26 protein-coding genes and 1 tRNA gene are annotated in these 26,551 nt (G+C 63.8%); 8 read left to right on the forward strand and 19 right to left on the reverse strand.

All coding sequences use genetic code 11. The features are described from left to right. Positions 1-22 precede the first annotated feature (22 nt). The 4 genes from I9018_RS01640 (at position 23) to I9018_RS01655 (ending at position 3,463) form a co-directional block, all read left to right on the forward strand. Positions 23-412 carry a nuclear transport factor 2 family protein gene (locus tag I9018_RS01640; RefSeq protein WP_241108585.1) on the forward strand — a complete coding sequence of 130 codons (390 nt, stop codon included), beginning with the start codon at positions 23-25 and terminating at the stop codon, positions 410-412. 238 nt (positions 413-650) lie between these two features. After that, positions 651-1,940 carry an OprD family porin gene (locus I9018_RS01645; RefSeq protein ID WP_241108586.1) on the forward strand — a complete coding sequence of 430 codons (1,290 nt, stop codon included), beginning with the start codon at positions 651-653 and terminating at the stop codon, positions 1,938-1,940. A gap of 156 nt (positions 1,941-2,096) precedes the next feature. Further along, positions 2,097-2,762, forward strand: a complete 666-nt coding sequence (locus I9018_RS01650) for a hypothetical protein (protein WP_225926552.1) — start codon at positions 2,097-2,099, stop codon at positions 2,760-2,762. A gap of 5 nt (positions 2,763-2,767) precedes the next feature. Beyond that, complete coding sequence (locus I9018_RS01655) at positions 2,768-3,463, forward strand: tetratricopeptide repeat protein (protein ID WP_241108587.1); 696 nt, start codon at positions 2,768-2,770, stop codon at positions 3,461-3,463. A 70-nt stretch (positions 3,464-3,533) separates the two neighbouring features. Here the strand turns inward: I9018_RS01655 and I9018_RS01660 are convergent, their stop codons facing one another. The 8 genes from I9018_RS01660 to I9018_RS01695 form a co-directional block, all read right to left on the reverse strand. Beyond that, complete coding sequence (locus I9018_RS01660) at positions 3,534-4,664, reverse strand: hypothetical protein (RefSeq protein WP_241108588.1); 1,131 nt, start codon at positions 4,662-4,664, stop codon at positions 3,534-3,536. 31 nt (positions 4,665-4,695) lie between these two features. Beyond that, a complete protein-coding gene (locus I9018_RS01665; RefSeq protein WP_068580251.1) occupies positions 4,696-5,082 on the reverse strand; it encodes a cytochrome c family protein in 387 nt (128 codons plus the stop codon). Between the two features lie 389 nt (positions 5,083-5,471). After that, entirely contained in the window at positions 5,472-6,071 is a 600-nt protein-coding gene (locus tag I9018_RS01670) for a hypothetical protein (RefSeq protein ID WP_241108589.1), read from the reverse strand. Beyond that, entirely contained in the window at positions 6,040-6,600 is a 561-nt protein-coding gene (locus I9018_RS01675) for a hypothetical protein (RefSeq protein WP_241108590.1), read from the reverse strand. Before I9018_RS01675 ends, I9018_RS01670 begins: the two co-directional genes overlap by 32 nt. Positions 6,601-6,764: 164 nt before the next feature. Further along, positions 6,765-7,097, reverse strand: a complete 333-nt coding sequence (locus tag I9018_RS01680) for a hypothetical protein (protein WP_241108591.1) — start codon at positions 7,095-7,097, stop codon at positions 6,765-6,767. A 136-nt stretch (positions 7,098-7,233) separates the two neighbouring features. Next, on the reverse strand, positions 7,234-8,217 hold the full coding sequence (locus I9018_RS01685; protein WP_241108592.1) for an AraC family transcriptional regulator: 984 nt from the start codon (positions 8,215-8,217) through the stop codon (positions 7,234-7,236). A 305-nt stretch (positions 8,218-8,522) separates the two neighbouring features. After that, positions 8,523-8,598, reverse strand: a tRNA-Thr gene (locus I9018_RS01690). A gap of 130 nt (positions 8,599-8,728) precedes the next feature. Further along, positions 8,729-9,520 (reverse strand): SDR family oxidoreductase, encoded by a 792-nt coding sequence (locus I9018_RS01695; RefSeq protein ID WP_022639205.1) that lies wholly within the window; start codon positions 9,518-9,520, stop codon positions 8,729-8,731. A 128-nt stretch (positions 9,521-9,648) separates the two neighbouring features. Here I9018_RS01695 and I9018_RS01700 point away from each other — a divergent pair, with 128 nt between their 5' ends. The 3 genes from I9018_RS01700 to I9018_RS01710 all read left to right on the forward strand — a co-directional run bounded on the left by I9018_RS01700 (position 9,649) and on the right by I9018_RS01710 (position 12,210). Next, positions 9,649-10,545: a LysR substrate-binding domain-containing protein gene (locus I9018_RS01700; RefSeq protein ID WP_068589583.1), complete on the forward strand. Its 897-nt coding sequence runs from the start codon at positions 9,649-9,651 to the stop codon at positions 10,543-10,545. A gap of 159 nt (positions 10,546-10,704) precedes the next feature. Beyond that, complete coding sequence (locus tag I9018_RS01705; protein WP_103324651.1) at positions 10,705-11,715, forward strand: aldo/keto reductase; 1,011 nt, start codon at positions 10,705-10,707, stop codon at positions 11,713-11,715. 84 nt (positions 11,716-11,799) lie between these two features. Then, positions 11,800-12,210, forward strand: coding sequence for an SRPBCC family protein (locus tag I9018_RS01710; protein WP_022639208.1), 411 nt, complete (start codon positions 11,800-11,802; stop codon positions 12,208-12,210). Positions 12,211-12,276: 66 nt separating this feature from the next. Here I9018_RS01710 and I9018_RS01715 read toward each other — a convergent pair whose 3' ends face one another. The 7 genes from I9018_RS01715 to I9018_RS01745 all read right to left on the reverse strand — a co-directional run bounded on the left by I9018_RS01715 (position 12,277) and on the right by I9018_RS01745 (position 20,418). After that, a complete protein-coding gene (locus tag I9018_RS01715; protein ID WP_068589574.1) occupies positions 12,277-13,749 on the reverse strand; it encodes an aldehyde dehydrogenase family protein in 1,473 nt (490 codons plus the stop codon). A gap of 47 nt (positions 13,750-13,796) precedes the next feature. Further along, positions 13,797-14,840 (reverse strand): zinc-dependent alcohol dehydrogenase, encoded by a 1,044-nt coding sequence (locus I9018_RS01720; protein WP_068589571.1) that lies wholly within the window; start codon positions 14,838-14,840, stop codon positions 13,797-13,799. 105 nt (positions 14,841-14,945) lie between these two features. After that, the gene (locus I9018_RS01725) at positions 14,946-15,539 is read right to left on the reverse strand and encodes a DUF3156 family protein (protein ID WP_068589568.1); all 594 of its coding nucleotides are present in this window, start codon (positions 15,537-15,539) and stop codon (positions 14,946-14,948) included. A gap of 15 nt (positions 15,540-15,554) precedes the next feature. After that, positions 15,555-16,982, reverse strand: coding sequence for an APC family permease (locus I9018_RS01730; RefSeq protein WP_241108593.1), 1,428 nt, complete (start codon positions 16,980-16,982; stop codon positions 15,555-15,557). Between the two features lie 167 nt (positions 16,983-17,149). Further along, positions 17,150-17,941 (reverse strand): helix-turn-helix transcriptional regulator, encoded by a 792-nt coding sequence (locus I9018_RS01735; protein ID WP_241108594.1) that lies wholly within the window; start codon positions 17,939-17,941, stop codon positions 17,150-17,152. A gap of 106 nt (positions 17,942-18,047) precedes the next feature. Continuing rightward, on the reverse strand, positions 18,048-19,004 hold the full coding sequence (gene speB / locus I9018_RS01740; protein ID WP_068589559.1) for an agmatinase: 957 nt from the start codon (positions 19,002-19,004) through the stop codon (positions 18,048-18,050). Between the two features lie 28 nt (positions 19,005-19,032). Then, a complete protein-coding gene (locus I9018_RS01745; RefSeq protein ID WP_241108595.1) occupies positions 19,033-20,418 on the reverse strand; it encodes a sodium:solute symporter in 1,386 nt (461 codons plus the stop codon). 217 nt (positions 20,419-20,635) lie between these two features. On the opposite strand from I9018_RS01745, the gene I9018_RS01750 reads away from it, so the two are divergent. Further along, positions 20,636-21,280 (forward strand): amidase, encoded by a 645-nt coding sequence (locus I9018_RS01750; RefSeq protein WP_124345523.1) that lies wholly within the window; start codon positions 20,636-20,638, stop codon positions 21,278-21,280. Between the two features lie 49 nt (positions 21,281-21,329). Here I9018_RS01750 and I9018_RS01755 read toward each other — a convergent pair whose 3' ends face one another. The 4 genes from I9018_RS01755 to I9018_RS01770 are packed head-to-tail and all read right to left on the reverse strand — an operon-like array spanning position 21,330 to position 26,468. Then, positions 21,330-21,551 (reverse strand): formate dehydrogenase subunit delta, encoded by a 222-nt coding sequence (locus I9018_RS01755; RefSeq protein WP_124345524.1) that lies wholly within the window; start codon positions 21,549-21,551, stop codon positions 21,330-21,332. Further along, entirely contained in the window at positions 21,548-24,445 is a 2,898-nt protein-coding gene (gene fdhF / locus I9018_RS01760) for a formate dehydrogenase subunit alpha (RefSeq protein WP_241108596.1), read from the reverse strand. Before fdhF ends, I9018_RS01755 begins: the two co-directional genes overlap by 4 nt. Then, positions 24,442-25,995: a formate dehydrogenase beta subunit gene (locus I9018_RS01765; RefSeq protein ID WP_241108597.1), complete on the reverse strand. Its 1,554-nt coding sequence runs from the start codon at positions 25,993-25,995 to the stop codon at positions 24,442-24,444. The genes fdhF and I9018_RS01765 overlap by 4 nt, the downstream gene beginning before the upstream one ends. Next, entirely contained in the window at positions 25,992-26,468 is a 477-nt protein-coding gene (locus tag I9018_RS01770; RefSeq protein WP_022639215.1) for a formate dehydrogenase subunit gamma, read from the reverse strand. The genes I9018_RS01765 and I9018_RS01770 overlap by 4 nt, the downstream gene beginning before the upstream one ends. Positions 26,469-26,551: the final 83 nt, after the last annotated feature.

Below are 26,551 nucleotides of genomic sequence, written 5' to 3' on the forward strand. Positions count from 1 at the left end.
CCTGAACCCAGTGGAGTCACCCATGGATAACCTTGCGTTGATCAAAAGCACCTACGAAGGCGCCAACTCCCAGGAAAACGCGCGTAACACCGCGGCGGCCCTGGCTCCCGATGCACGCTGGACCGAAGCGGCGGGCTTTCCCTATGCCGGCACCTATGTCGGCTTCGACGAAGTGCTGGAGCATGTCTTCAAGCGCCTGGGCTCGGAGTGGCAGGACTTCACGTTCAAGGTCGACAGCTACGTGGCCGAGGGTGACAAAGTGGTCGCCTATGGCAATTACCAGGGCATCTATAAGGCCTCGGGCAAACCTATTGATGTGCGGGTAGCCCATCTGTGGACGCTCAAGGATGGCAAGGTGACTCATTTCGAGCAGTTCGTGGACAGTCACAGCGTGCAGCTGGCAATGCTCTAGCCCGCAGTTCTTAGAATATTTTCAGCTATTTTAAGAAGATTCACGAAATTGACACGTTGTTAAGGCCACGGATAGGATTTGTCTTAACGCCTGTGGCTAAGAGCCATATTTCAGAGTGATAAAAGGCCCGCCACCATCCCATGTGGGCGGGCTTTTTGTTTCGACGGTAGAAGAGCGTTCAAACGCCATAGCCGCAAGAGCTCACAGCGCGTCATCAAACCGTAATAAGGAAAATAAAATGTTTAAACAGCGGATCTGCTTGATTGCACTGGGGATTTTGAGCGCTACACAAGCCATGGCCGACGGCCAGGCCGACGCCAAGGGCTTCGTCGAAGACAGCAGCCTGAAAGTGCTGCTGCGCAATGCTTACATCAACCGTGACAAGAAAGATGGTAACGACGACCAGCGTGAGTGGGGTCAGGCAGCCATCGGTACGTTCTCGTCGGGCTTCACTCAGGGCACCGTGGGCGTGGGCGTCGATGCCTTTGGCCTGTACGCGCTGCGCCTGGACAAGGGCAGCCACAGCGGCGGCCAGGGCATCGACTTCTTCAAGCGCAGTGAACACGGTAACAAGACCCCTGCGGGCGACCTGGCCAAGGCTGGCGCCGCAGTCAAGTTCCGTTTCTCCAACACTGTGCTGGCTTACGGCGACCAGATGCCGGCCCTGCCGGTGCTGAACTACGACAACGCGCGCCTGCTGCCGGAAAGCTACACCGGTACCCTGATCACCTCCAAGGAGATCAAGGGCCTGGAGCTGAACGCCGGGCGCTTCACCGCCGAATCGCGCAAGAGCGCTGAAGGTCGTGACAGCGGTGGCCTGAAGTCGATCAACGTCCTGGGCGGTAGCTACCAGTTCACCGAGCAGTTCAAGGGCGCCCTGTACGCTTCCGACGTCGAAGACGTGCTGAAGAAGCAGTACGTGAACCTGAACTATGTGTTCCCGCTGGCCACCGACCAGTCCCTGACCCTGGACTTCAACGGCTACCGCACCAAGCTGGACAAGTCCTATGCCGAGTTCAAGAACGCCGGCGGCCAGGACAACAAGATCTGGAGCCTGGCAGCCACCTACGCCACCGGCCCGCACTCCTTCACCCTGGCGCACCAGCGCAGCACCGGCGACAGCCACCTGGGTTATGCCTATGGCGGTTACCAGCGTGAGCAGCGTCGCGTGGGCGATGGCGGCAACACCATCTACCTGGCCAACTCCTACTGGTCCGACTTCAACGCCGAAGACGAGCGCAGCTGGCAGCTGGGCTACGGTCTGGACTTCGGCGCCTTCGGCGTACCGGGCCTGACCTACAACGTGGCCTACGTGCGCGGTGACAACATCACCACTTCGACGTCCTCTGGCGGTACTGAGCGGGAAATCTTCAACCAGCTCAAATACGTGGTGCAGAGCGGCCCAGCCAAGGACCTGAGCGTGAAGGTTCGCAGCTCGATCCTGCGCGTATCGCAGAAGTCCAGCGAGTACAACGACAGCGGCAACGAGCTGCGCGTATTCGTCGACTACCCGATCAACGTGTTCTGATGAACGCCTGATCACCGCCTGGTTGCAGGTGGCGCAATGCAAAAAAGCCCCGACTGGTTCGGGGCTTTTTCATGCCGGGCAGTTGCCCGCTGCTGTGTAGCTGGGTGATATCAATCTTGCTACAGTCCGTCCCCTTTTTCGTCACGGATGATCTCGATGTTCCGTTCCCTATTGCCCGGCCTGTGCCTGCTGGGTGTCGCCAGCATCGCCCAGGGCCAGCAAGCGATCTCGCCCGAGCAATTGCTCAGCGATTTTTCCCGCTGCGATGCGCAGTTCTTTCAGAGCCTGAACACCGCGCGGCTGCCGGCTGGCACCCTGGACCTTGCCCAGTACGGCACGGTCAAGGCGCCCCGTATCCTGAATCCGTTGCAGGAAGGTGGTCGCTACCAGGCGTTCGAACAGCCTCTGGTGGTCAACGGTGTGCGCCTGGTGGGCTACTACAACGAAGCCATGTCGCTGAAGTCGGCGGGCAACCTCCTGTTCTGGGGCTTTGTCGCCGAAGGCGAACCCCGCGAGGTGGTGGCAAGCCTCAAGCCGCTGCTGGTGGACAACGCCCGCCTGAAGGACGATCGCAGTGCGCTCAGCCGTGTGGACATCAGGCGGATCGGCGACCCGATCCTGCAATGGCGGACCCAGGGCCTGGCCGGGGGCGGCGTGGCTACGCCGTTCGGTTTCGTCGAGCGCGTCCTGAGCATCGACAAGGGTATCGAGCGCGGGCCTATCGCCGGTCGTACCACCCTCTTCTGCAGCCTGCAGGGCACGGTCACCGCACCGCTGCTGCAGGTTTATCGTCCCGACCTCAACGCTCACCTGCTGGATTGAACAACATGCCTACATCGATGGTTCGTGGAGCGCTCCTGCTCCTGGGTTCCCTGCTCCTCGCCGGGTGTGCCGGCCTGCAGAGCCAGGATCAGATCAACTACGCTCACTGCCGCCTGGTGGGCCAGGCCGCCAAGGCCGAGAAGTTCGACGTGGTGCTGCAAGAGGCCGACCTGTGCCTTGAGAAGAACCAGTTGTCCAAGCCCATGCAGAGCCTGGTCTACTGGCTCAAGTCCGATGCCTACGCCAATTTCAAGCGCTACCGGCAAGCCATCGCGGCCAAGGAAAAGTCCATCGAGCTGGACGGCACGCCCAATGCCCGTGCGGTGCTGGACCTGAGCCGCCTGTATCGTGAGGCCGGCAATCCGCAAAAGGCCCTGGAACTGGTGCAGTCCAACCTCGATGCCAACCTGGGCGAAGCCGGCAAGGGCGCCGGCTTCAACATGCCGACCTATTACCACCTGGGCCAGGCGCTCTACGACCTGGGGCAATACCGCGAGGCCGCCGAGGCCTACAGCGCTGGCCTGCAACGCCAGCCTGACTATGCCTGGGCGTTCTATCACCGGGGCCTTGCCTACGAAAAACTGGGCCTGGCCGACGATGCCCGCGGCGACTTCAGCACGTTCGCCAAGCTGGTGGACCAGCAATACGTCGAACCCCAGCACCAGGCCAAGCTGGCCGAGTACAAGATCAGCCTGCCTTGAGGTGGATGCGGATCGCGCCATGAAAAAAGGCTCGTCATTGACGAGCCTTTTTTTGCCCTGGCACCTGCCCTCAGTCGTCGTACTTGAAGGCGAACTTCAGCTGGTCCCCTTCCAGGTACACCACCGCCTCGCGGCCATGGATATCCACCGGGCGTGCCGAGACGGCATCGTGTTCGGGCACGATCTTGAACAGGGTCTTGTACTGCGTGTCGACTCGCCAGATACAGGCCCGCGGTCCTTCGTTATCGAAGTACATGATCGGGCGGGTAGCGCTCCAGGTCGGGTTGACGATGCTCCAGCCATCCTCGGTGTCGTTGTGCGCGGTGACATTCTCGCTGTAGGTATTGTGGCTCTGCTGGTCGTAGTCCAGGGACAGGCTGTAGTTATCCACATTCAGGTCCTGGCCCACCCGCGCCCGGGCATGGCGCAGGGTATTGGAGGGCGTCTGGTACGACTTCAGGCTGGCCTCGGGCGCGCTGCGTGAACCCAGGCGGTAGGTCATGCTTTGCTGCAGGTCGCCACCGATACGCTGGCGGTAGTACAGCAGCCCATTGTCGAACCCGGCGAAGCGCAGGCCCTGGTCATTGTTGCCCTGGGCGGCCCAGCCGGTGAAGGCGATGTCCCGGGCGATGGGATACAGGCCCGGCTGGTCATCGGCATATTCATACAAGGTCCCGACAAAGCCGCCCTGGTCCCGCTGGTACAGGCCGGTGAACAGCACCACGCGCAACACGCCATCGATCACCTGGGCGTCGACGATCTGCTTGTCACCCCGAGGGGGGACGGCAGGGAAGGCCGCCAACGGGAAGCGCTGCCAGTGCTCGGCTTCATCCAGACGGTACTGGCGCGTCGGGTCCATGGGCAGCAACTCCTTCTTGCTCGGAACCGGGGGGATCGGCAGCGGCGCGAGCATCTTCAACTGGGCGCGGTAGGCCCCCTCCAGGCAGTCGTCCGATGTGCAGGTATCGCGGACCTCGCGCAGCCAGCTCACTTGCAGCAGGCGAAACACCTGCAGGTGCTTGAGCCCGTTGTAGCGACGATTCAATTCATCGTCCTGGGCGGAGAGCTTAGGCGCGTTGCAAACCGCCTTCTCGACCGAGGTCGAGGCCTTGGCACAGTCGAAACCGGCGGCGCCCGCTTGCGGCGCGAGCACGGCCAGGGCCAGGCCGGCGGTCGCCAGGGACAGCAGGGAAAGCTTCATCGAAACATCCTTGTAGGGAAGCGAAACGGGATCAGGGATTGGGGAAGGTCTGTAGATAGGCCAGCAGGTTGTCGATTTTCTCTTCGTCGCTCAAGCCCCAGAAAATCATCCGGGTGCCGGGCACCACGCCCTTGGGATCTTGCAGGTACTGGGTGAGCTTGTCCCGGGTCCAGACGATGCCCGAGGACTTCATCGCTGTCGAATACTGGTAGTCCTGGGCGCTGCCGGCCGGGCGGTCGATGATGCCGTTGAGCTCTGGACCGAACGAACTGCGCACCGAGGGCCCGATATTGTGGCAACCACTGCACAGGCGCTTGAACAGCTTGGCGCCGACTTCGGCATCGCCGGCCACAGCCGGGGCGCTGAACAGCATGGAGTGGAGCAACAGGGCGAGGATGGATGCTGCGATGGGTTTCATGGGGGGCCTGCGTGCAACTGGAATCGGCGGCTATTGGAGCATGAAGCGCATGCCTGGGGGGAGCCTGGCCCTGTAGGCACTCCCAACTCTTGGGTGTTTAGGTTTTATGTGGATACAGCCCGTTAGAGTTTCACTGAGAAATACTGGCCTTATTGATCACTCGCGTTATTTGGTCTGGTAAGCGCAGCAGCGCTCGGTCGCTGGGATAGAGTCGGTGCGGGCATGGCTGTCTTTGTGATGCAGCAAGAAGGGGGATGCGCTCATCACCCATTCCTGCATTGGAATGCGGTTTTGATCTTGCCTGTAATGCAGCACGCTCGGCCGTTAAAACGCTAACCAAATAATTTAAAAAGCGGCGATGCGCATTTTATGCGCATCGCCTGTCAACATTAAGCAGCAGCCACTACAAAAGCGTTCAATTGATAATCCGCCACTACTTGCGCAAAGGCGGTGCGCGGCTTTTGGGTTGCGGTGCCTAGATTCGAATCATAAACCTGCATTTGTGTGGCGCTGATGATGTAGATGCCGATGACATGCCTATCATTTCCCGCCCAGATTTTAGTGCCGGTGTTGTATGTCGAAAAGTCCTGGGTAACCTGGTCCTTCGACTTGGACTTGCCGTGTATCGCCTGTTCCGCCGCTTTTACTTGTGAGGCCAAACTATTGGATGCATCAATCACTTGCTGAGCCAACTGGATTTTGCCCGGATCGTCAAAATTGCAAATGTCGAACTTTGCCGGATGTTTTGCATCATTGAGCCAGGCGCTGGATAGCACAGCGCAGAACTGCCCTACATCTACCCAGTCGCCTTTGGGAGCATTTGATTGAATGACGTAGACGACATCGGGCAGGCCCAATGTGTCCGGATTCAACCAAAGAAAAGGGTTAGGGGTTGTAATGCTGCCTATCGTAATAATATTAGCCATGATTTTTTCCTGCGCGTCATGATGAATGAGATCAAGGTTTCCAGCATGGCTGGCCTGCGGCATCCGCGATGTCATGCGCTGCCATGGTCAGGAAATACTCCTTTTTTTCTGCAGGGGTCGCTGCCGGATCTTTCCAGTCAGCAAAAATAACGGTATAGGCCGCATCGTGGTTAACAACTTTCAGGCAGTTATAGGCAACCTGATCAAACTTGCTACCGGGGTCATCTGGGCGAGTATTGGTTCCCACGACCAGGTTCCCCTGAGTCCAGGCCAGTAATGATTGCCAGACTTCTACGGCCTCGGGGTTTTGCGGCGTATGCAGTCCGGCGACCAACTGCGGTACATTGTTCTGGAATGAGCCGAGATTGACAGTACGGGTACCGATAATGGCATTGATCAAGTCCGTTCTGTCTGCATCGCTGGTGAAGTTGTCGGTACCAAACTTGACCAGTTCTTCCCACGGAATAATATGGTGGCGCGACAAGCCACTGGCGATTTTATCATTAAAGGGATAGCTGGGACGGTCTGCTGCCATAGCAAAACTGCATGTAAAGCTAAATAACAAGGCGAAACAAAGCATTACTTTCTTCATGGTGAACTCCTTTCGTTATTAACACCGATGGCCGTGGCCTATCGATCAGGCAAACTCACTTTTGCTCGAATAGTCAAACTTATAAATCGACGGGTTCTGGTTTGGGAAACCTCCTTTGCCGCGCAGTAGTTCGTTGTTTGGTAGATAGAGTCTGGCGCTATAGTTCAGCCGGGTGTCGTAACCAGACAATTAACGACCTTTGCGTCGCAACCACCGAGCAGGTGGCGGATCGGATCGACCCTGCCTTTAGGGCCAAAGGCCTGGTTGTAGTCGGGAGGGGACGAACCCAGAACAGCCAGGGAATCACGCACTTGTATCTGGCTCGCCTGAGCCCGCCCCATATAAAGATCGGACTCGGCACGAGCAAAGTTATCGCCATCTACCCGCACCGTCGCGTCAGCGGATGACTGAGCGTGTGCATTGATAAAAGTGGCCAGCGTCAGGGCGACGATACAGGCCGTTGATAAATCGGGCATGTAGACCTCTAGCTCTTTCAAGTGGGCATTTCCTTTCAGACTTTATAAGAGCCCCCCTCTGGAAACTTGCCATTTGATGCCAAAAGCACAACCAGCAAGTACCGCGAAGTGCGCCATTGCAAGGTGCCCGATAGTGGGAGAGGGCCAGGCGAAGAGGTTAACGATCATCTTTCAAAAGCGCGCTGTAGCGCGATGGTGAACTTCCGGTCCAGCGTTTGAAGGCTCGGGTAAAGTGCGCTTGGTCACTGTAGCCAACCATGTAGGCAATCTCGGTTGCGCTGTACTTGCCGCTGGCAATCAGTTGTAGCGCTTCGCTGCGACGGGTTTTGTCCCGCAGCTCTTCGAAGTCGATGCCGCAGTATTTGAGGCGACGCTGTAGCGTGCGGGAAGACAAGCCGAGGTTTCTTGCTATGGCGGCAAGTGTGGATCGATCCTGATCCCCGATCCGTTCGATAAGCATGCCGGCGGCTTTCGCGGTCGACTTCAAGGCCTCGGTGACTTTCCAGGCGTCATCCCGGCCGAGCGGTAGAGAGATGTCGAGCAGCTCGCGATCGAATTCGATCATGTTGTGCTGCGCGTTCATGTGCAGATTCGGCCCCAGGTATTTCTCCAGCGCCTCATTTCCTCGTCGCCTCGGGTTTTGCAAATGCACACGGACGGCGCTTGGCTCACCGGACATGAGCGGTACTTTTCTTAGCAGCGCCAGAGTGCCGAGAATGACCTGCTTCGGATTCGCCCCGTGCTGTCCGGTGGATTGCCGGATCAGTTTCAGCGTACGGCCTTCGGTGACGATTCTTACGTCGCTTCCTTGATGCAGTAAGTTCGTATGGATCGCCGCCACTGCGCACGTCTGAGCGAGATTGGACGAACCCAGGATCAACTCGCCCCAGGCCCCGAGCGAGCGTACCTCGATCAAATGCCCCACCGTTGCACCTGCGAAGGGGTCCTGTGTGAGCGCGGCCATTTCACTGGCTATATGAAAGCAGGTCGCTCGCGGCACCCAGGCATCCGGGTATTGAAAAACCTGCGGGGAAATACCGTAACGTCGAAAGAACTCCAGCGGCGATACCCCGTGCAGGCTCAAGTAGGGCGCGAGTTGCTGGAGAGTGCTGAGTTTGATGGAGGGCGTTGGGTGGGCCATGAGCGTTTGCACCTGCGTCAAAGGACCGTCCTGGTCCGCAGGGAAACACTAGCGCAAAACGTTTGACACAGCCGTACCGACGACCGCGCAGCAACCACAAGGGGCGAACCAGCAACAGTATCCGCGTGGTTTCAGACAGGGCGCGGCTTCACAGGTGAAGCCAGAGGCTGGCGTGGCGTGGGGGCAGGGGCGGGGCTGAAGCTCTCGGGCACCGAGATCAAAACCGTGCTCAAGGCATTGGGACAGGATTTCTTGATCCTGGAAACGACAAAGCCCTCGCATCGCTGCGAGGGCTTTGTCTTATATGGTGCCGGCACCAGGAGTCGAACCCGGGACCTACTGATTACAAGTCAGTTGCTCTACCAACTGAGCTATACCGGCGTGTTAGGGCGACGATTATAGCGATTGGCGGGGTTCTGTAAACCCCTGAAATCTGACTATTTTTGCGTAGGTCCCAGGGGAGGGCAGGGACCTGCGCTCCAGGATCGAGCGCGGATGCCCTGCCGCCCGGTCAGATCGCCAGGCTGTCCACTACGCCGCCGTCCACGCGCAGGGCCGCGCCGGTGGTAGCCGAGGAGAATGGCGAGGCGATGTAGGTCACCAGGGAGGCCACCTCCTCGACTTCGGCCACGCGCTGGATGATCGAGCTGGGGCGCTCGCGGCGTACGAAGGCGTCGGCTTCTTCCCGCGGGCTGCGGCCGGACTGGCGCACCGCGTCGGCCACCAGGTTGGCCACGCCTTCGGTGAAGGTCGGGCCCGGCAGGATCGCGTTTACGGTCACGCCGGTGCCGGCCAGGCGCTTGGCCAGGCCATGGGAGACGGCCAGGTTGGCGGCCTTGGTGACGCCGTAGTTGATCATCTGCGCCGGGATGGCGACGCCCGATTCCGAGGACAGGAAGATCACCCGGCCCCAGCCGCGCTCGACCATGCCCGGGGTGTAGTGGCGGGACAGGCGCACGCCGGAGAGCACATTGATTTCGTAGAAATCCATCCATTGCTGGTCGTCGGTGTCGAAGAAGTCGACATCGTTGTAGATGCCCAGGTTGTTCACCAGGATGTCGGCCTGGGGCTCGGCGGCGAACAGGATATCGGCGCCGGCCGCGGTGCCGAGGTCCGCGACTACGCCGCGGGCGCTGCCGTTGCTGGCGTGGATGCCGGCGACGGCTTCTGCCACCGAGGCCGCGTTGCGGCCGACGATGACCACGCTGGCGCCGGAGGCCGCCAGGCTACGGGCGATGCCCAGGCCGATGCCGCCGGTGGAGCCACTGATGATGGCGGTCTTGCCGCCCAGATCGATTTGCATGTTCGGATTCCTCATCTTGGGGGGCACAAGACCTGTGCCGGTGATCGATTCGAGATGGCGCCATCCTATTGAACGCCAGTAAGATCGTATATGACTTAATTGGTCATACTTGAGTCCCTGAGGGTCATATGCTGGATCTTAGACAATTGCGTTATTTCGTTGCCGTCGCCGAAGTCGAGCACGTCGGCAAGGCGGCCGAGCAACTGCACATCTCCCAATCGCCGCTGAGCCGGCAGATCGCCCAGCTGGAAGAGCGCCTCGGCCTGCAACTGTTCGAGCGTAGCCAACAACGCCTGCGCCTGACGTCCGACGGTCGCACCTTCCTCCACGAGACCCGGGCCCTGCTCAAGCATGCCGAGCGCCTGGAGTCCCTGGGCCGGCGCCTGGGGCGTGGCGAGACGGGTGGGTTGTGCATCGGCTACGTCAGCCATGCGATCCATGCCGGAGTGCTACCCGGTGCCTTGCGCCATGTGCGCGAGGAGCGCCCGGGTATCCATATCGCGCTGTACAACCTGTCGGCCCAGGAGCAGTTCGAAGGGCTGCGCCAACGCAGCCTGGACATCGCCCTGGTCTGCGAACCGCCGGCCACCGACGATCCGGAGCTTTTGGCCGCCCGGGTGTTCGACGACCCGTTGCGCCTGGCCTTGCCCTTGGGGCATCCCCTGGCGGACAAGCCCAGCATCGAACCGGCCGACCTGCACGAGCAGGACTGGATCATGGTCGAGGGCCAGTTGCAGCCCAGCCGGCGCGAGCGCTTCCTGGCCAGTTGCGTGGCCGCGGGCTTCACCCCGCAGATCCGCCTGGAAGCCGCCGAGCCGCTGAGCGCCCTGGGCCTGGTATCCGCCGGCCTGGGCCTGGCGCTGATCCAGCAGAGCATCAATGGTGAAGGCAACCCGAACGTGGTCCTGCGCGAGCTGCCCTGGTTGCAGCAGAGCACCGGCCTGTGGGCGGCCTGGCACCGTGTCGACCTGCGGCCGATCGTTGGGGATTTCCGCGAGATGGTGCTGGCGGGGGCGGCAAGCTGAAATTGGAGGGACCTGGATGGGGGCGGGAAGCGGTCCTAGAGCGATTTGACCTGTTTGGTCTTAAGTCTGTCGAATTATGACTTGGACGGTCTCGGTTGGCCGGTTTTAGGATGCGCTCACTGGAGTTCACAAGCGACTCCCCCCAACCAGGAGCAATCCATGAGCCTCAAATCCTTGATCCCAACCCGCCTGGGTTTCGGCAGCGCCCCACTGGGCAACATGTTCCGCGCCGTATCCGCCGAAGAAGTACAGTCCACCGTCGATGCCGCCTGGAACAACGGCGTGCGTTACTTCGACACCGCACCCTTCTACGGTGCCGGCCTCTCCGAAAGCCGCCTGGGTGCCGCACTGGCCAAGCGCCCACGCAACGAATACGTACTGAGCAGCAAGGTCGGCCGCATCATCCTCGACGAACTGGAAGACCCTGCCGCCCGTGAACTGGGTGAGAAGAGCGGCCTGTTCGAACACGGCAACCGCAACCGCATCGTCAACGACTACAGCGCCGATGCCACCCTGCGCTCCATCGAAGACAGCCTCAAGCGCATGGGCACCGACCATCTGGACATCGTCTGGATCCACGACATCGCCCAGGACTTCTACGGCGACGAATGGCTGACCCAGTTCGAAATCGCCCGTACCGGCGCCTTCCGCGTGCTTTCCCGCCTGCGTGAGGAAGGTGTGATCAAGGCCTGGGGCCTGGGCGTCAACCGCGTCGAGCCGATCGAGCTGACCCTGGACCTGGACGAACCACGTCCCGATGGCTTCCTGCTGGCCGGCCGCTACTCGCTGCTGGACCACGACCGCGCCCTGCAACGGGTCATGCCGCAAGCGGTGGAGCAAGGTGTCGGCATCGTCGTCGGCGGTCCGTACAGCTCGGGTGTCACCGCCGGTGGCGAGCACTTCGAGTACCAGAAGGCCAACCAGCAAGTGCTGGCCAAGCTGGAGCGCATCCGCGCCGTTGCCCGTGCCCACGATGTGGACGTCAAGGCCGCTGCCCTGCAGTTCGCCCTGGCTCACCCGGCGGTGGTTTCGGTGATCCCCGGTTCGACCCGCCCACTGCACGCCAATGAAGACCACGCCGCCATGAGCGCGGTGATCCCGGCCGCCTTCTGGCAGAACCTGCGCGAGCAGGGCCTGATCAACCCAGTGGCGCCTGTTCCAGCCCAGTGATCCTACCCGCGCGGGGCCGCCTGGCGGCCCTGTCGCAAGCGTTTACGACCTTATTGAGGGGCTGTTGCCCCAGGAGAAATCATCATGGCCCAGGCCAAAGCTTCCATCGAACTGAACATCGACGCTGCGCGCGTCTGGCAACTGATCGGCGGTTTCGACTCGCTGCCCGACTGGCTGCCCTTCATCCCCCAGAGCGCCCTGAGCGAAGGCGGCCGGGTCCGCAGCCTCAAGAGCGCCGAAGGCGACACCATCATCGAGCGCCTGCTGGACTTCAACGAAGCCGGGCGCAGCTACAGCTACACCATCCTCCAGGGGCCAGCCCCCGTACGTGACTACCAGTCGACCCTGCGCGTGGTAGAGAACGGCAAGGGCTCGCGCGTCGAGTGGTCCGGCTCGTTCGTGCCAGCCGGCATCAGCGACGAACAAGCCATCGAGCTGTTCACCACCATCTACGCCGATGGCCTGGCAGCGCTCAAGCAAGCCCTGCAAGGTTGATCGCAGCACCCAAGGCGCCTTGCCCGGCGGCGATCACTCGTCGCCGGGCAAGGCGCTTTTTTGGGGTTATGGCTTGAGATACCAGCCCCAGGGTTCCTGGCTGCGGTACTCGGTCACCTGCTTGATCTCCAGGTAGTTCTCCAGCCCCCAGCGCCCCAGTTCGCGCCCGATGCCGCTCTGCTTCATCCCGCCCCAAGGCGCCTGGGTGAAGGTGGGTTGTGAGCAGTTGACCCAGACGATGCCGGCTCGCAAGCCATTGGCTACCCGGGCGCTGCGCTCCAGGTCGGCGGACATCACTGCCGCGGCCAGGCCGAAGCGGCTGTCGTTGGCCAGTTGCAAGGCTTCGGCTTCGGTCTTGAAGCGTTTCAGGCATAGCACCGGACCGAAGATCTCGTCACGCCACAGGCTGCTATCGGTGGCGGGCTCGGCAAAGATCGTCGGCTCCACGAAGAAACCTGCGGGCAGGTGCCCCGGGCGCTTGCCTCCGCTGAGCAGACGGGCGTCCCGGGTACCTTGTTCGATCATCGCCATGACCTTGCGATACTGGCCGGCACTGACCAGCGGGCCCAGTTGCACGCCAGGTTGCAGGCCCGGGCCGATGTGGATGTCGCGGGCTGCTTCCACCAGGCGTTCGGTCAGCCGGGCGGCGATGCCTTCCTGGACCAGCAGGCGCGAAGTAGCGCTGCACACCTGTCCCTGGTTCCAGAAGATGCCGAACATGATCCATTCCACCGCAGCTTCCACATCGGCATCGTCGAAGACGATGAATGCCGACTTACCACCCAGTTCCAGGCTGATGTTCTTGATCTCGGCCGCCGCCGCCGACATGATTTTCGCCCCAGTGGGAACGCTGCCAGTGAAGGCCATCTTGTCCACCTGTGGGTGGGCACTCAGCGCCGCTCCGGCCTGATGGCCAAGGCCGGTCACCACATTGAGGACGCCGGCGGGCAGGCCAATGTCGTTGGCTGCCACGGCGAGCTCCACGGCGGTCAGTGAGGTCAGCTCCGAGGGCTTGAGTACGCAGGTGGCACCGGCCGCCAGGGCCGGGCCGACTTTCCAGGCGGCCATCAGCAACGGATAGTTCCAGGGAATGATCTGTCCGGCCACGCCTACCGGTTCATGGCGGATGCGGCAACTGAAGCGCGGATCGGGCAGCTCCAGTGGCTGGTCCTGGCGCTGGTCCAGCTCCCTGGCCAGGCCGGCGTAGTAGCGCAGGCAATCGATACTGTCGCTGATATCCAGTCGGGCCTCGGGCAATGGCTTGCCGTTGTCGCAGGTTTCGAGAATGGCCAATGCCTCGTGTTTGCGCGCCAACTCGTCCGCCAGGGCCTCGAGCCAACCGGCGCGTTCGGCGCCGCTGGTCTGGCCCCAGCCTTGGTCGAAGGCCCGGCGCGCGGCCTGCGCCGCCAGGTCGACGTCCTCTGCGGTGGCAGCGGCCACCTGCTGCAGGGTTTCCTCCGTGGCCGGGTCGATGGCCGGAAAATGGCCACCTTGGGCCGGGGTTACCCACTGCCCGTCGATGTAGAGCTGCTTGAGCATGGAAGACTCCTTGTGTGCTGCTGCGGGGAAGTACCCAATGCTTGGGTTCAGGCGATCTTCAGCACTTTGCGTCCAACCACCGCGCCGCTGCGGATCTGCCCGAACACCTGATTGATTTCCCCCAGGTGTGTCATGGTCACGGTGGCCTTGACCAGGCCGTTGGTGGCGAATTCAACCGCTTCATGCAGGTCCTGGCGGGTGCCGACATTGGAGCCTCGAATCGTCAGCTCCCAATTGACCACCCGGTCGATGGAGTTGCGTACCAGATCGGCCTTGCCTCCGGGTTGGCCGATGTAGATCGCCGTGCCACCCTGGCGCAGCAGTTCCACCGCCAGCTCGAAAGCCTGATTGGCCACTGCCGTCACCAGCACCGCGTGCACGCCGCCCAGCTGCGCCTGGATCGCTTCCTGGGGATTGCGACTGGCGTCATACAGGCGCTCGGCGCCCAGGCTGCGGGCCAGTTCGAGTTTCTCCGGTGAGACATCCACCGCCGCGACGCGCAGGCCCATGGCCTTGGCGTATTGCACCGCCACGTGGCCCAGGCCGCCGATGCCGATGATCGCCACCCACTGTCCGGGGCGTGCCCCAGAGCGCTTGAGGCCGCGGTAGGTCGTCACCCCGGCGCAGAGGATCGGCGCCAGGGCGTAGAGGTCGGCAGCCGGGTCGACCCTGGCGACGAAGGCCGCGGGCGCCACCATGTACTCGGCATAGCCGCCGGGTTTGCTGTAGCCGGTGGCTTCGCCATGCTTGCAGATGGTCTCCATCCCTGCGCGGCAGTATTCACAGGCACCGCAGGCGCTGAACATCCAGGGGACGCCCACTGCGTCCCCGACCTCCAGACCCTGCACCGCCTCGCCCAGCTGCACCACGTGGCCGGTCACTTCGTGGCCGGGGATCAATGGCAGGACCGGCGGGCTGGGCCAGTCGCCATCGCAGGCGTGCACATCGCTGTGGCAGACGCCGCAGGCGACCACCTTGATCAGCACCTCGCCGGCGCCAGGTTGCGGGATCGCCACCTGCTCAAGGTGCAACTGGCCGCCCAGTTCGCGCAGCACGGCGGCTTGCATGGTTTTGGATTGCAGGTCGTTCATGGTGGTACTCCTGGTTATTGTGGTGTTGTGCAGGGGCAGCAGGCCGCCTCGGTAGCCGAGGGCCCGGCAGCCGGTTGTCATGGATTCATGGAGCGAAGGAGCGAATCAGCCGCACTCGGCGCAAGGCGGTTCCAGGTGGTGGCGCAACAGGGTCGAGAGCTCATGGATCAGCAGCATGGTGCTGTCGACTTCGGCTTGCGATGGCTGGCGGATGTACTTCAGCGGCGGCATCAGCAGCCAGACGAAGTCGCCGTAGTTTGGCCGCAGCAACACATCGCAACGGCGCTCCTGGGCGCGGTAGTGAATCTCCAGCCCGCCCAGTTCCATGGCCAGGCACAGCGGCAACAGCACCGGACTGCGATTGAGGGCGGCGAGCAACGACGCCGGACAGTCCTTGCCGACAAACGCGGCCTGGCGGTTGCGTTGGCGCCAGCCTCGGTAGTTCAGGCGGATGTGCATGGAACGTCGGCCCAGCTCCATGGGCACGTGCCACTGCCAACTGAGGCTGTAGATGCGTCCGAACAGTTTGCTGGCCAACTGCTGTTGCAGGCTCAGGTCGTCTGCCGCCAGCTTGTGTCCGTGGCTTTCCAGGCAGTAGGGGCGGTTCGAGTCACGAGGCTGGAGATAGGCGCTGAAGCGCTGGGCTGTCCCTTTAAGAGCCAGCTGGGCATGACGGTCGATAGCGGCATACAGGTTCATGGCGATGATCCCCGGCTACTGCAGTTTCAGTTGGGCGCAGTTGTTGCCGTGGCTGCCCACGGATGACGACTCGGCGCGTTCCTCGATACGCCGCAGCACCTCTTCCAGGGACGGCGGGGAAAACAAGGCTTGCCCGGTACTTTTCAGGTACAGGACGGCGAACAGGATGATCAGGCTCGCGCACAGGGTGGCGATGAACAGCACCTGTGGATCGCTGACCAGGGTAGTGATCATGTACAGGCAGGCGCCGATACCGATCACCTGGGGCAGGGGATAGAACGGTGTCTTGAATGGGCGTCGCGCCTGTGGATAACGCCTGCGCAGCACTAGCACATCGATCTGGGCGATCACGTAGCTGAGCAGCCAGGTCGTGCAGGCCACGCTGATCATCATGGTGATCAGGGCAATGTCCGCATGATTGGCCATGGCATACAGGAGCACGATCATGATCAGCCCCACCACGAAGAAGATACCGAACCATGGCGTGCGCGCCGTCGGATGCAACCAGCACAAGATCTTTGGCAGCAGGCCTTCCCGGGACAGGCCGTAGAGCATGCGTGGTACTGCCACCAGGTAGGTATCGCAGGTGGTGACCGCGGCCAGGATGGAGATCCCGCCCATGATGATCAGGCCCGGGGTGCCGAGCATGGCCGCTGCGCCATCGACGTGGGGAATGGTCGAGGCCGCCAGGGCGTCTAGGCCGATGTAGCGGGTGATGCTCAGGCCGAACAACAGGTCGACGAACCAGATGCTGGCGCAACCGACGATCATCGCCAGGGGAATGGTGCGTCCCGGGTTCTTCACTTCCTCGGCCAGGGGAGCGACGAACTCCATGCCGATGAACAGCCAGATGGCCAGGCTCAAGTGGCTGAACTGCTGGCTCACCGGCACCGGGGAAAAAGCCGGTTGCTGCTCCAGCGGTTCCAGGGTGCCGAAGCCCGTCAGGCCCCAGGCACCGACGGCCCCGAGCAGCAGCATCATGGTAATCGCCAGAGTGGTCTGGACCCGGCCGAAGACCTCGATGCCCTTAAGGTTGATCGCTACCAGCAAGGCCAGGATGCCCAGGGAGAACAGGTACCAGGGAGCGCCGGTCAAGCGCTCCAGGGACTGCCCGCCGATGATCATGTTGGTCCCGCCATCGGTGCCCACCAGGACGATGTAGCCGGCCAGCACCGCGAACAGGGCCGGCAGCTTGCCCAGGGCGGGCAGGGTGTATTCACCGATCATGCCGGCCCCGGGCAGCATGGCCGCCAGCTCCGAATAGGACAGCGCGACGCAGAGGATCACCAACAGTGCGCCGAGGGCTACGATGCTGAATGCCGGCCCCGAGACGCCGTAGCCGTTGGCCAGCGCCACCATCGCAGTGCCGGAGACCACCAGTCCGACGGAGGTCGAGTAGGCCGCCCAGAAACCCAGGCTGCGGTTCAGTTTCAAGTTGCTCATGTGCCTACCTCAGTGGATGTTTCTTGTTGTTCTTGGTAACGACCCAACTGCAGTTGCAAGCCCGGGGCTACTGGCGCGACGGGATGTAGGGACGCTATCAGCAGGGCTTTCGGGCTGTACATATCCCGATAGGGATAGATTGCCCAGGGCGGCGCGGGAAGCAGGGATCAGCAGGCTGTGAGCTTGTCGAGGAACAGTCCCAGCAGCTCCGACTGGCTGCCGATCTCGAGCTTGGTGTAGAGGTTCTTGCGATGGATCTTCACCGTACCGCTGCTGATGAACAGCTGCTGGGCGATGGAGTCGTTGGAGTGGCCACGCAGCAAGAGCCTGGCGATTTCACATTCGCGCAGGGTGAGCAGGCCTTCGCCGAAGCGTTCGAAGGCCTGGCGAATGGCATGGTCCATTTCCAGGGCCGGACGTGGATTGGACAACCGATGCTGGCTCCAGGCGCTGCGCACCACCAGCCTCACCACCTGCTCGGCGCATTCGAGCAACTGGCGCTCCTGATCATTGAAGTCGCTGTGCTCGCTGCTGCGCATCAGCGACAGCACCCCGGTGCTGCTGTCATCCAGGTCGACGAAGAAGGCTATCTCCTCGGTCAGTCCCAGGCGGTGGTAGTAGCTCAGGAAATATTCGCTGAGATAGAAGTGGTCCGGCGCCAGCTCCTTGAGGCTGTGCAGGCCCTGATGCAGCTGGTTGCTGCAGGCCAGGTAGAGCGGGTCCAGCAGATAGGGGCCGGTCTGGTAGTCGTCGACGAAGCACTGTCGCTTGTGCGCGGTGAAGGTGTCGAACAGCGACAGCGGGCGGTAGTTGCCCTGGTAGATGAACAGCACGAAATGGTCCACCTGGCACAGTCGCTGCAACCATTGGCTGGTTGCCAGCAACTGTGCCGGGCCGGGGTTCTGGCCCAGGACCTGGGTGATTTCCTGGGTCCATGCCTTGAGTTCGTCGTACTGCATGGCGCGTACCTGGGGACCTGGCGGTCCTGCCGGGAAGATACCCGGCAGTGTGCACAGGAACTTGGCCCCCGGGTATCGGGTGCGAGCAAAAAAACCTGGATCCGGCTCAACCCCGGTTCGCCACCGACTCGGCCAGGATGCACAGCAGCTCGAACATCAGGGTCGCGCCGGCCAGGGCGGTGGCGCCGCCGAGGTCGAAGGGCGGCGAGACTTCCACCACGTCGGCGCCTACCAGGTTCAGGCCGCGCAGGCCGCGGATCAGCTGCTGGGCCTGCAGGGTGGTCATGCCGCCGATCTCCGGGGTACCGGTGCCCGGGGCGAAGGCCGGGTCGAGCACATCGATGTCGAAGCTGATGTAGGTCGGCTCGGCACCCACCACCCGCCGGGCTTCGGCCAGGGTCGCCTCGACGCCCAGGTCGGCGAATTCCTCCATGTGGATCACGCGGATCCCGCAGTCCTTGGCGAAGTCTTCGTCGTCGGCCGAGTAGATCGAGCCGCGGATGCCGATCTGCACCGTGCGCCTGGGGTCCAGCAGGCCCTCTTCGATGGCCCGGCGAAAGGGCGTGCCGTGGGTGTAGAGGTTGTCGCCGAAGTAGCGGTCGTTGGTATCGGAATGGGCATCGAAGTGCACCATGCCGATCGGCCGCTGGCGGGCCAGGGCCCGGAAGATCGGCAGGGTCACCAGGTGATCGCCACCCACCGACAGCGGCACCGCGCCGGCCTGGTGCAGCTGGCTGAAGAACCCCTCGATCTGTTTCAACGAATCCAACAGGTCGATGGGGTTGACCGGGGCATCGCCCAGGTCGCCGACCCGCACCAGGTCATAGGGGGCGATGCGGCTGACGTGGTGCACCTTGCGCATCAGGCTCGACTGGTTGCGCACCTCCCGCGGGCCATGGCGGGCCCCGGCGCGGTTGGTGGTGCCGCCATCCCAGGGTACCCCCACCAGGGCGATCTGTACCTGCGCCGGGTCGTCGAACAGCGGCAAGCGCATGAAGCTTGGAATACCGGCGAAGCGCGGGACCAGGGCAGCGTCTACCGGCTGCGGGAAAGACTGGGACATGGGCGATTCCTCGTTGTGGATTCAGGGATCAATCGGCGGTGCTGCGCAGGGCCGGTGCCGGCTGGCTCATCAGGCTGACGGCGACGAAGGTCAGCAGGCTGACGCCCAGGCCGTAGTAGATCGGGGTGTTGGCCAGGATGCCGTCGCGGGCCATGCAGCCGATCACCGTCAGGCTGCCGCTGACCATGCAGGCGATGGCCCCGGCCGCCGAGGCCCGGCGCCACAGCAAGGCGCCGATGATCGGCACCAGCAGGCTGCCCACCAGCAGGTTGTAGGCGATGCTCAGGCCGGCGATCACGTCGTTGACCAGGCAGGCCATCAGCAGCATCGCCACCCCCAGGCCGAGGGTGATCCAGCGGCTGCTGGCCAGGTGGTTTTCCTGGCCACGGGTCAGGAAGCGGCTGTAGATGTCTTCCTTGAGCACCGTGGCCGAGGCCAGCAGGCAGGCACTGGCGGTGGACATGATGGCGGCCAGGGCCGCCGCCACCACCAGCCCGCGCAGTCCGGCCGGCAATACGTTGCGGGTGACTTCGGCGAAGGCGTTCTCGGCCACCGCCAGGTCCGGTAGCAGCAGTTTGGCAGCGGCCCCCACCAGGGCACAGGCGGCGCCGTAGAACATGCAGTAGATCCCGGCGCCGAGGCCGGCGTAGCGCACCACCCGTTCGCTGCGGGCGGTGAACAATCGCTGCCAGATGTCCTGGCCGATCAGCGCGCCGAAGAAGTACAGCAGGAAGTAGGCGAGGAGGGTGTCCAGGCCGATGTTGCCCCACTCGAAGAACCCCGCCGGCAACCTCGCCTGCATGGCTTCGAGGCCGCCGGCCTGGCCGACGCTCATGGGCAGCAGGACGCAGAAGATGCCCAGGGTCATGATCACGAACTGGATGATGTCGGTGAGGGTCAGCGACCACATGCCGCCGATCACCGAGTAGAAGATCACCAGTGCGCCGCCGCAGAGAATCGCCGGGATGCGTGGGATGTCGAACACCACCTCGGTGATCGAGCCGATGGCGATGGTCGCGGTGACCGCCACCATCAGGTCGTAGGCCACCATCACGCAGCCGCCGATCAGGCGTGACGACGCCTGGTACCTTTGTTCGAGGATCTGGGTCACGGTGAACACCCGCAACTGGGCGATCTGCCGGGACAGCACCAGGCTCAGGACGATGATCCCCAGGCCCAGCATGAACACCAGCCATAACCCGGAGATTCCGTAGCTGTAGCCCAGGCGTACCGAGCCGATGGTGGAGGCGCCGCCGAGCATCACCGCCGACAGGGTGCCCAGGTACAGCGCCGGGCCCAGGCGTCGCCCGGCCACCAGGAAATCGTCCTGGTTACGCACTTTGCGCATGCCCCACCAGCCAAGGCCGGCCATCAACAGGACGTAGACCAACATGACCGCATAATCGAGTGCCATAACGGGTGCTCCCTGGTTGTTCTTGTTGTGCAGGCAGGTGAGCGCAGGGTAGATCGTGGATTGGCCGGGATACATCCCGGCAGGCGCAAGCTGGCTTGTGTTTTCACGCAAGTGGCCCGGTGGCGTGGTTTTGCCCGGGCCGCCATGAAGTCTGTGCCATCCCTGCCGATAGCCTGCCCGGGCCACGAGGCGCAATCAGTCAAAGGAAGCAGTAGCGATGAATGTCAGAAGTCTGGCCCTGGTGGCGTTGTTGGGCTCGCTTGGCGCGTGCAGCGTCAAGCCGGTGGAGCCCTATTCGGAGCCGCCCCTGGGCGCATCGGTCGCGCAGTTGCGGGTGATCACCAACGGTGAAGTGCGTGGTGGGGCCTATGCCGGCTGCATCGGCGACAACCAGCGCCTGGCCAAGGCTGGGCGCTTTGGCAGCGAGCACCGGGCGAACGTCAACTATCCACAGTTTCCCGAGGCCCCGCGGCAGATCGACATGCTGCCGCGATTCGCCCCGAAGCTGCCGGACTACCCCGGAGCCATTCGCCGCGGTGAAGGCGAATACTCCGAGATCGCCACCGAATACCGCGTGCCCGCCGGACGTCCGTTCCTGCTGGAGGGCGGCGGGGTGGCGGCCGGGGGAACCAGCAATGCCTACCGCACCTGCCCGCAGGTACAGAAGGTGGTGGTGTTCGAGCCGGGCAAGAGCTACGAGGTCTATGCCGGCCTGAACTACATTCCGGTGGCCGGCGGCGAGGTGGAGGCGCTGTGCGTATTCACCGTGTACCAGCTGCTGCCCCTGAGCAAGCCGGGGGCCAGCATGCCTTTGGCGTTGCACACCAGCGCGCCGACGCAGCAGCGCTGTTCCGGCCGGTGAGGGGATGCCGCCCGGGCCTGCCGCGATGGCAGGCCCGGGCGCGGCTGGGCTAGGTGGCCTTGCCGGGGGCGTCGATGGCTTGGCACACCAAAGGATGCAGCTCGCTTTGCCGTTGCTGCTGGTGCCAGGCCAATAGCTCCTGGCGCATGGCTGGGGTCCAGAACAGCTGCATGTGATTGCGCACGCTGCTTACCGCCTGGGTCTGGTCCGGCTCGTTGGCAAAGTACGAAGCGATCTGGTTGGCCATCTTGACCAGGTTGGCGGTGCTCATCGGCGCACCTCCGCCTTGTGGCCCCGGGACCGGTTGCGGGCTTGCAGCAGGCGCTGCTGCTCGTCACTGAAGGCCTGGTAGCGCTTCTGCCACTCGGACGGATGGTAGACCCGGCTGACCTCCACCGCCGTGACCTTGTACTCCGGACAGTTGGTGGCCCAGTCGGAGTTGTCGGTGGTGATCACGTTGGCGCCCGACTCGGGGAAGTGGAAGGTGGTGTAGACCACCCCCGGCGCTACCCGCTCGGTCACTCGGGCACGTAGCACGGTCTGCCCGGCGCGGCTGCCGATGCCGACCCAGTCGCCTTCGCTGATGCCCCGGCTCTCGGCATCGGTGGGGTGGATCTCCAGGCGGTCCTCGGCGTGCCAGGCGACGTTGTCGGTGCGCCGGGTCTGGGCGCCGACGTTGTACTGGCTGAGGATGCGACCGGTGGTCAGCAGCAGCGGATAGCGGCTGTTGACCTTCTCGTCGGTGGGCACGTAGCCGGTGAGCATGAAGCGCCCCTTGCCGCGCACGAATTCATCGATGTGCATGGTCGGCGTACCGTCCGGGGCCTGGGCGTTGCACGGCCATTGCAGGCTGCCGTGACGGTCCAGGCTGGCATAGCTGACGCCGGTGAAGGTCGGGGTCAGGCGGGCGATCTCGTCCATGATCTGCGATGGGTGCTCGTAATGCATCGGATACCCCAGGGCCGCCGCCAGGGCCAGGGTGCCTTCCCAGTCGGCCTTGCCGCCCAGCGGCTCCATGACCTTGCGCACCCGCGAAATGCGGCGCTCGGCGTTGGTGAAGGTGCCGTCCTTTTCCAGGAACGAGGCCCCAGGCAGGAACACATGGGCGAACTTGGCGGTTTCGTTGAGGAAGATGTCTTGCACCACCACGCATTCCATGGCCGACAGGGCGGCGGTCACGTGCTGGGTGTTGGGGTCGCTCTGGGCGATATCCTCGCCCTGGCAGTACAGGCCCTTGAAGCTGCCGCCCAGGGCCGCCTCGAACATGTTGGGAATGCGCAGGCCCGGATCGGGTTGCAGGCTGACGTTCCACGCCTGCTCGAACTCCTGGCGCACGGTCTGGTTGGAGATGTGCCGGTAGCCTGGTAGCTCGTGGGGGAAGGAACCCATGTCGCAGGAACCCTGGACGTTGTTCTGACCCCGCAGCGGGTTGACCCCGACCCCTTCGCGGCCGATGTTGCCGGTGGCCATGGCCAGGTTGGCGATGCCCATCACCGAGGTGCTGCCCTGGCTGTGCTCGGTAACGCCCAGGCCGTAGTAGATCGCCGCGTTGCCGCCAGTGGCGTAGACCCGGGCCGCGGCGCGGATGTCAGCCGCCGGGACCCCGCAGATGGTGCCCAGTACCTCCGGCGAGTTGTCCGCACGGCTGACGAAGGCGCTCCACAGGGCGAAGGCCTCGGGCTCGCAGCGGGCCTCGACGAACGCCTGGTCCACCAGGCCCTCGGTGACGATCACGTGGGCCAGGGCGTTGAGCATGGCCACGTTGGTTCCCGGGCGCAGGGCCAGGTGCAGCTCGGCGCGGGCGTGGACCGAGTCCACCAGGTCGATGCGCCGGGGATCGATGACGATCAGCCGCGCCCCTTCACGCAGGCGGCGCTTGAGCTGGGAGCCGAATACCGGGTGGGCATCGCTGGGGTTGGCGCCCATCACCAGGATCACGTCGGCCTGCATCACCGAATCGAAGCTCTGGGTCCCGGCGGATTCCCCCAGGGTCTGCTTGAGGCCGTAGCCGGTGGGCGAATGGCAGACCCGGGCGCAGGTGTCGACGTTGTTGTTGCCGAAGGCCGCCCGCACCAGTTTCTGCACCAGGTAGGTTTCCTCGTTGGTGCAGCGGCTGGACGTGATGCCGCCGATGGAGTCGCGACCGTACTTGAGCTGGATGCGCCGCAGCTCGCTGGCGGCGTACTGCACGGCTTCATCCCAGCTGACCTCCTGCCACGGGTCGCTGATGTGCTTGCGGATCATCGGTTTGGTGATGCGGTCCGGGTGGGTGGCGTAGCCCCAGGCGAAGCGGCCCTTGACGCAGGAGTGGCCATGGTTGGCCTGGCCGTTCTTGTCCGGGACCATACGTACCAGTTGCTCGCCCTTCATCTCGGCGCGGAACGAACAGCCCACGCCGCAGTAGGCGCAGGTGGTGATCACCGCCCGCTCGGGCTGGCCCATTTCCACCACGCTCTTTTCCATCAGGGTCGCGGTGGGGCAGGCCTGCACGCAGGCGCCGCAGGACACGCATTCGGAGTCCAGGAAGTTGTCGCCGCCGGCCGCCGCCACCCGGGATTCGAAGCCCCGGCCGCTGATGGTCAGGGCGAAGGTGCCCTGGGTTTCCTCACAGGCGCGCACGCAGCGGTTGCAGACGATGCACTTGCTCGGGTCGTAGTCGAAGTAGGGGTTGGAGCGGTCTTTCTGGTCACTCAGGTGGTTGGCGCCGTCGTAGCCATAGCGCACTTCGCGCAGGCCCACCTGGCCGGCCACGGTCTGCAGTTCGCAGTTGCCATTGGCCGAGCAGGTCAGACAGTCCAGCGGGTGGTCGGAGATGTACAGCTCCATCACATTGCGGCGCAGGCTCGAGAGCTTCGGCGTCTGGGTATGCACCACCATGCCCTCGCTGACCGGGGTGGTGCAGGAGGCCGGGTAGCCGCGCATGCCGTCGATTTCCACCAGGCACATGCGGCAGGAACCGAAGGCCTCCAGGCTGTCGGTGGCGCATAGCTTGGGAATGCTGGTGCCCAGCAGCGCGGCGGCGCGCATCACCGAGGTGCCCTGGGGCACGCTGATGCTGCGGCCGTCGATGCTCAGGCTGACCTGTACCTGGCTGTCGCGGGCGGGGGTACCCAGGTCCACGGCGTTGAGGTCGATGTCCTTGGCGGGGTCGAAGAGCGTGATCATTGGTCGGCCTCCGTGGTGTGCAGACCGAAGTCGGCAGGGAAGTGCTTGAGGGCGCTGGCCACCGGGTAGGACGTCATGCCGCCCAGGGCGCACAGCGAGCCGTATTGCAGGGTGTCGCACAGGTCCTTGAGGATCAGCGCCTGGTGCTGGCGCTCCTCGGGGCCGGGAGCCGCCAGCAGGCGGTCGATGACTTCCACGCCACGGGTCGAGCCGATGCGGCACGGGGTGCACTTGCCGCAGGACTCCTCGGCGCAGAACTGCATGGCGAAGCGCGCCATGTGGGCCAGGTCGAGGCTGTCGTCGGCCACGACCACGCCACCGTGGCCGAGCATCGCGCCCATGGCGGCGAAGGCCTCGTAGTCCAGCGGTGTGTCGAACTGCGTGGGCGGGACCCAGGCGCCGAGGGGGCCGCCGACCTGGGCCGCCTTCAGTGGCCGGCCACTGGCGGTACCGCCACCGTAGTCATGCAGCAGCTCGCCCAGGGTCAGGCCGAAGGCCCGTTCCACCAGGCCGCCATGGCGGACATTGCCCGCCAGTTGGAAGGGCATGGTGCCCAGGGAGCGGCCCATGCCGTAGTCGCGATAGAACGGCGCGCCCTTGGCCAGGATCAGCGGCACCGAGGCCAGGGTCAGCACGTTGTGTACCAGGGTCGGCTGGCCGAACAAGCCTTGGAGGGCCGGGATCGGCGGCTTGGCGCGGACGATCCCGCGCTTGCCTTCCAGGGAGTCGAGCAGCGCGGTTTCCTCGCCGCAGATGTAGGCTCCGGCGCCGACCCGCACTTCCAGGTCGAAGGGCTGGCCGCTCCCGCCGGCATCGGCCCCCAGGTAGCCGGCGTCCCGGGCCAGGTCCAGGGCCGCGCGCAGGGTGGCCACTGCCTGGGGATACTCCGAGCGCACATAGATATAGCCCTGGCTGGCACCGACGGCGATGCCGGCGATGGCCATGCCCTCGATCAGCAGGAAGGGGTCGCCCTCCATCAGCATGCGGTCGGCGAAGGTCCCGGAGTCGCCCTCGTCGGCGTTGCACACCACGTACTTCTGCTGCGGCGAGGTCTCGCGCACCGTGCGCCACTTGATCCCCGCGGGGAAGGCCGCGCCGCCCCGGCCACGCAGGCCGGAGTCGAGCACCGCAGCCACGGTCTGCTCGCCGCCCAGGGCGATGGCGCGCTCCAGGCCGGCGAAACCGCCGTGGGCCCGATAGTCCTCCATGGACAGCGGCCGGGTGATGCCGGCGCGGGCGAACAGCAGGCGCTGCTGGCTCTTGAGGTAGGGAATCTGTTCCACCAGGCCCAGGGCCAAGGGGTGGCTGGCCGGATCGGCTTGCAGGGCGTCCAGCAGCGCTGGCACGTCGGCCACGCTCAGCGGACCGAAGCCCAGGCGGCCCTCGGGGGTATCGACTTCCAGCAGCGGTTCCAGCCAGTACAGGCCACGGGAACTGGTACGTTGCAGTTGCAGTTGGCGCTGGCTGGCCTGGGCCAGCAGGGCGTCGGCCACCTGGTCGGCGCCCACGGCGCGGGCCAGGGAGTCACAGGACAGGTAGAGGTTCATCACGCATCCTCCCGGCAGCTGTCGAGCAACGCGTCCAGGCGTTCGGCGCTGAGCCGGGCATGCAGCTGGCCGTCCAGCTCCAGGGCCGGCGAGCAGGCGCAGGCCCCCAGGCAGTACACCGGCCGCAGGCTGATGCGGCCATCGGCGCTACTGCCATGGTCGTCCAGTTGCAGGCGCTCGCGCAGTTGCGCCGCCAGTTGCTCGGCGCCCCGGCTCTGGCAGGATTCGGCGCGGCACAGGCGCAGGATGTGCCGCGCGGGCGGCGCGGTGCGAAAGTCGTGGTAGAAGCTGATCACGCCGCGCACTTCGGCCTGGCTCTGGTTGAGCCCATGGGCGATGGCGGGGATGGCCACGTCGGGGATGTAGCCCAGCTCTTCCTGGATCTGGTGGAGCAGCGGCAGCAGCGCCCCGGGAACATCCTTGTAGCGCTCCAGCAGGGTATGGATCACAGGCAGGTGCAGCGATTCATCAGGCATACAGCATTCCTCACGGTCACGGACACACCTGGTGGTTGTCGGTTGTCCGAAAGTCTCGGCTGCGGCCCTGGCTGCCACGTCAC

Origin of the sequence: Pseudomonas sp. MPFS, from assembly GCF_022537035.1 — a bacterium.
GTDB lineage: Bacteria > Pseudomonadota > Gammaproteobacteria > Pseudomonadales > Pseudomonadaceae > Aquipseudomonas > Aquipseudomonas sessilinigenes.

Excerpts from the sequence above, each read along its gene's own strand:
- I9018_RS01640 (WP_241108585.1), top strand. The coding sequence starts at position 23 with ATGGATAACCTTGCGTTGATCAAAAGCACCTACGAAGGCGCCAACTCC.
- I9018_RS01645 (WP_241108586.1), top strand. The coding sequence starts at position 651 with ATGTTTAAACAGCGGATCTGCTTGATTGCACTGGGGATTTTGAGCGCT.
- I9018_RS01650 (WP_225926552.1), top strand. The coding sequence starts at position 2,097 with ATGTTCCGTTCCCTATTGCCCGGCCTGTGCCTGCTGGGTGTCGCCAGC.
- I9018_RS01655 (WP_241108587.1), top strand. The coding sequence starts at position 2,768 with ATGCCTACATCGATGGTTCGTGGAGCGCTCCTGCTCCTGGGTTCCCTG.
- I9018_RS01660 (WP_241108588.1), bottom strand. The coding sequence starts at position 4,664 with ATGAAGCTTTCCCTGCTGTCCCTGGCGACCGCCGGCCTGGCCCTGGCC.
- I9018_RS01665 (WP_068580251.1), bottom strand. The coding sequence starts at position 5,082 with ATGAAACCCATCGCAGCATCCATCCTCGCCCTGTTGCTCCACTCCATG.
- I9018_RS01670 (WP_241108589.1), bottom strand. The coding sequence starts at position 6,071 with ATGCCGCAGGCCAGCCATGCTGGAAACCTTGATCTCATTCATCATGAC.
- I9018_RS01675 (WP_241108590.1), bottom strand. The coding sequence starts at position 6,600 with ATGAAGAAAGTAATGCTTTGTTTCGCCTTGTTATTTAGCTTTACATGC.
- I9018_RS01685 (WP_241108592.1), bottom strand. The coding sequence starts at position 8,217 with ATGGCCCACCCAACGCCCTCCATCAAACTCAGCACTCTCCAGCAACTC.
- I9018_RS01695 (WP_022639205.1), bottom strand. The coding sequence starts at position 9,520 with ATGCAAATCGATCTGGGCGGCAAGACCGCCATCATCAGTGGCTCCACC.
- I9018_RS01700 (WP_068589583.1), top strand. The coding sequence starts at position 9,649 with ATGCTGGATCTTAGACAATTGCGTTATTTCGTTGCCGTCGCCGAAGTC.
- I9018_RS01705 (WP_103324651.1), top strand. The coding sequence starts at position 10,705 with ATGAGCCTCAAATCCTTGATCCCAACCCGCCTGGGTTTCGGCAGCGCC.
- I9018_RS01710 (WP_022639208.1), top strand. The coding sequence starts at position 11,800 with ATGGCCCAGGCCAAAGCTTCCATCGAACTGAACATCGACGCTGCGCGC.
- I9018_RS01715 (WP_068589574.1), bottom strand. The coding sequence starts at position 13,749 with ATGCTCAAGCAGCTCTACATCGACGGGCAGTGGGTAACCCCGGCCCAA.
- I9018_RS01720 (WP_068589571.1), bottom strand. The coding sequence starts at position 14,840 with ATGAACGACCTGCAATCCAAAACCATGCAAGCCGCCGTGCTGCGCGAA.
- I9018_RS01725 (WP_068589568.1), bottom strand. The coding sequence starts at position 15,539 with ATGAACCTGTATGCCGCTATCGACCGTCATGCCCAGCTGGCTCTTAAA.
- I9018_RS01730 (WP_241108593.1), bottom strand. The coding sequence starts at position 16,982 with ATGAGCAACTTGAAACTGAACCGCAGCCTGGGTTTCTGGGCGGCCTAC.
- I9018_RS01735 (WP_241108594.1), bottom strand. The coding sequence starts at position 17,941 with ATGCAGTACGACGAACTCAAGGCATGGACCCAGGAAATCACCCAGGTC.
- speB (WP_068589559.1), bottom strand. The coding sequence starts at position 19,004 with ATGTCCCAGTCTTTCCCGCAGCCGGTAGACGCTGCCCTGGTCCCGCGC.
- I9018_RS01745 (WP_241108595.1), bottom strand. The coding sequence starts at position 20,418 with ATGGCACTCGATTATGCGGTCATGTTGGTCTACGTCCTGTTGATGGCC.
- I9018_RS01750 (WP_124345523.1), top strand. The coding sequence starts at position 20,636 with ATGAATGTCAGAAGTCTGGCCCTGGTGGCGTTGTTGGGCTCGCTTGGC.
- I9018_RS01755 (WP_124345524.1), bottom strand. The coding sequence starts at position 21,551 with ATGAGCACCGCCAACCTGGTCAAGATGGCCAACCAGATCGCTTCGTAC.
- fdhF (WP_241108596.1), bottom strand. The coding sequence starts at position 24,445 with ATGATCACGCTCTTCGACCCCGCCAAGGACATCGACCTCAACGCCGTG.
- I9018_RS01770 (WP_022639215.1), bottom strand. The coding sequence starts at position 26,468 with ATGCCTGATGAATCGCTGCACCTGCCTGTGATCCATACCCTGCTGGAG.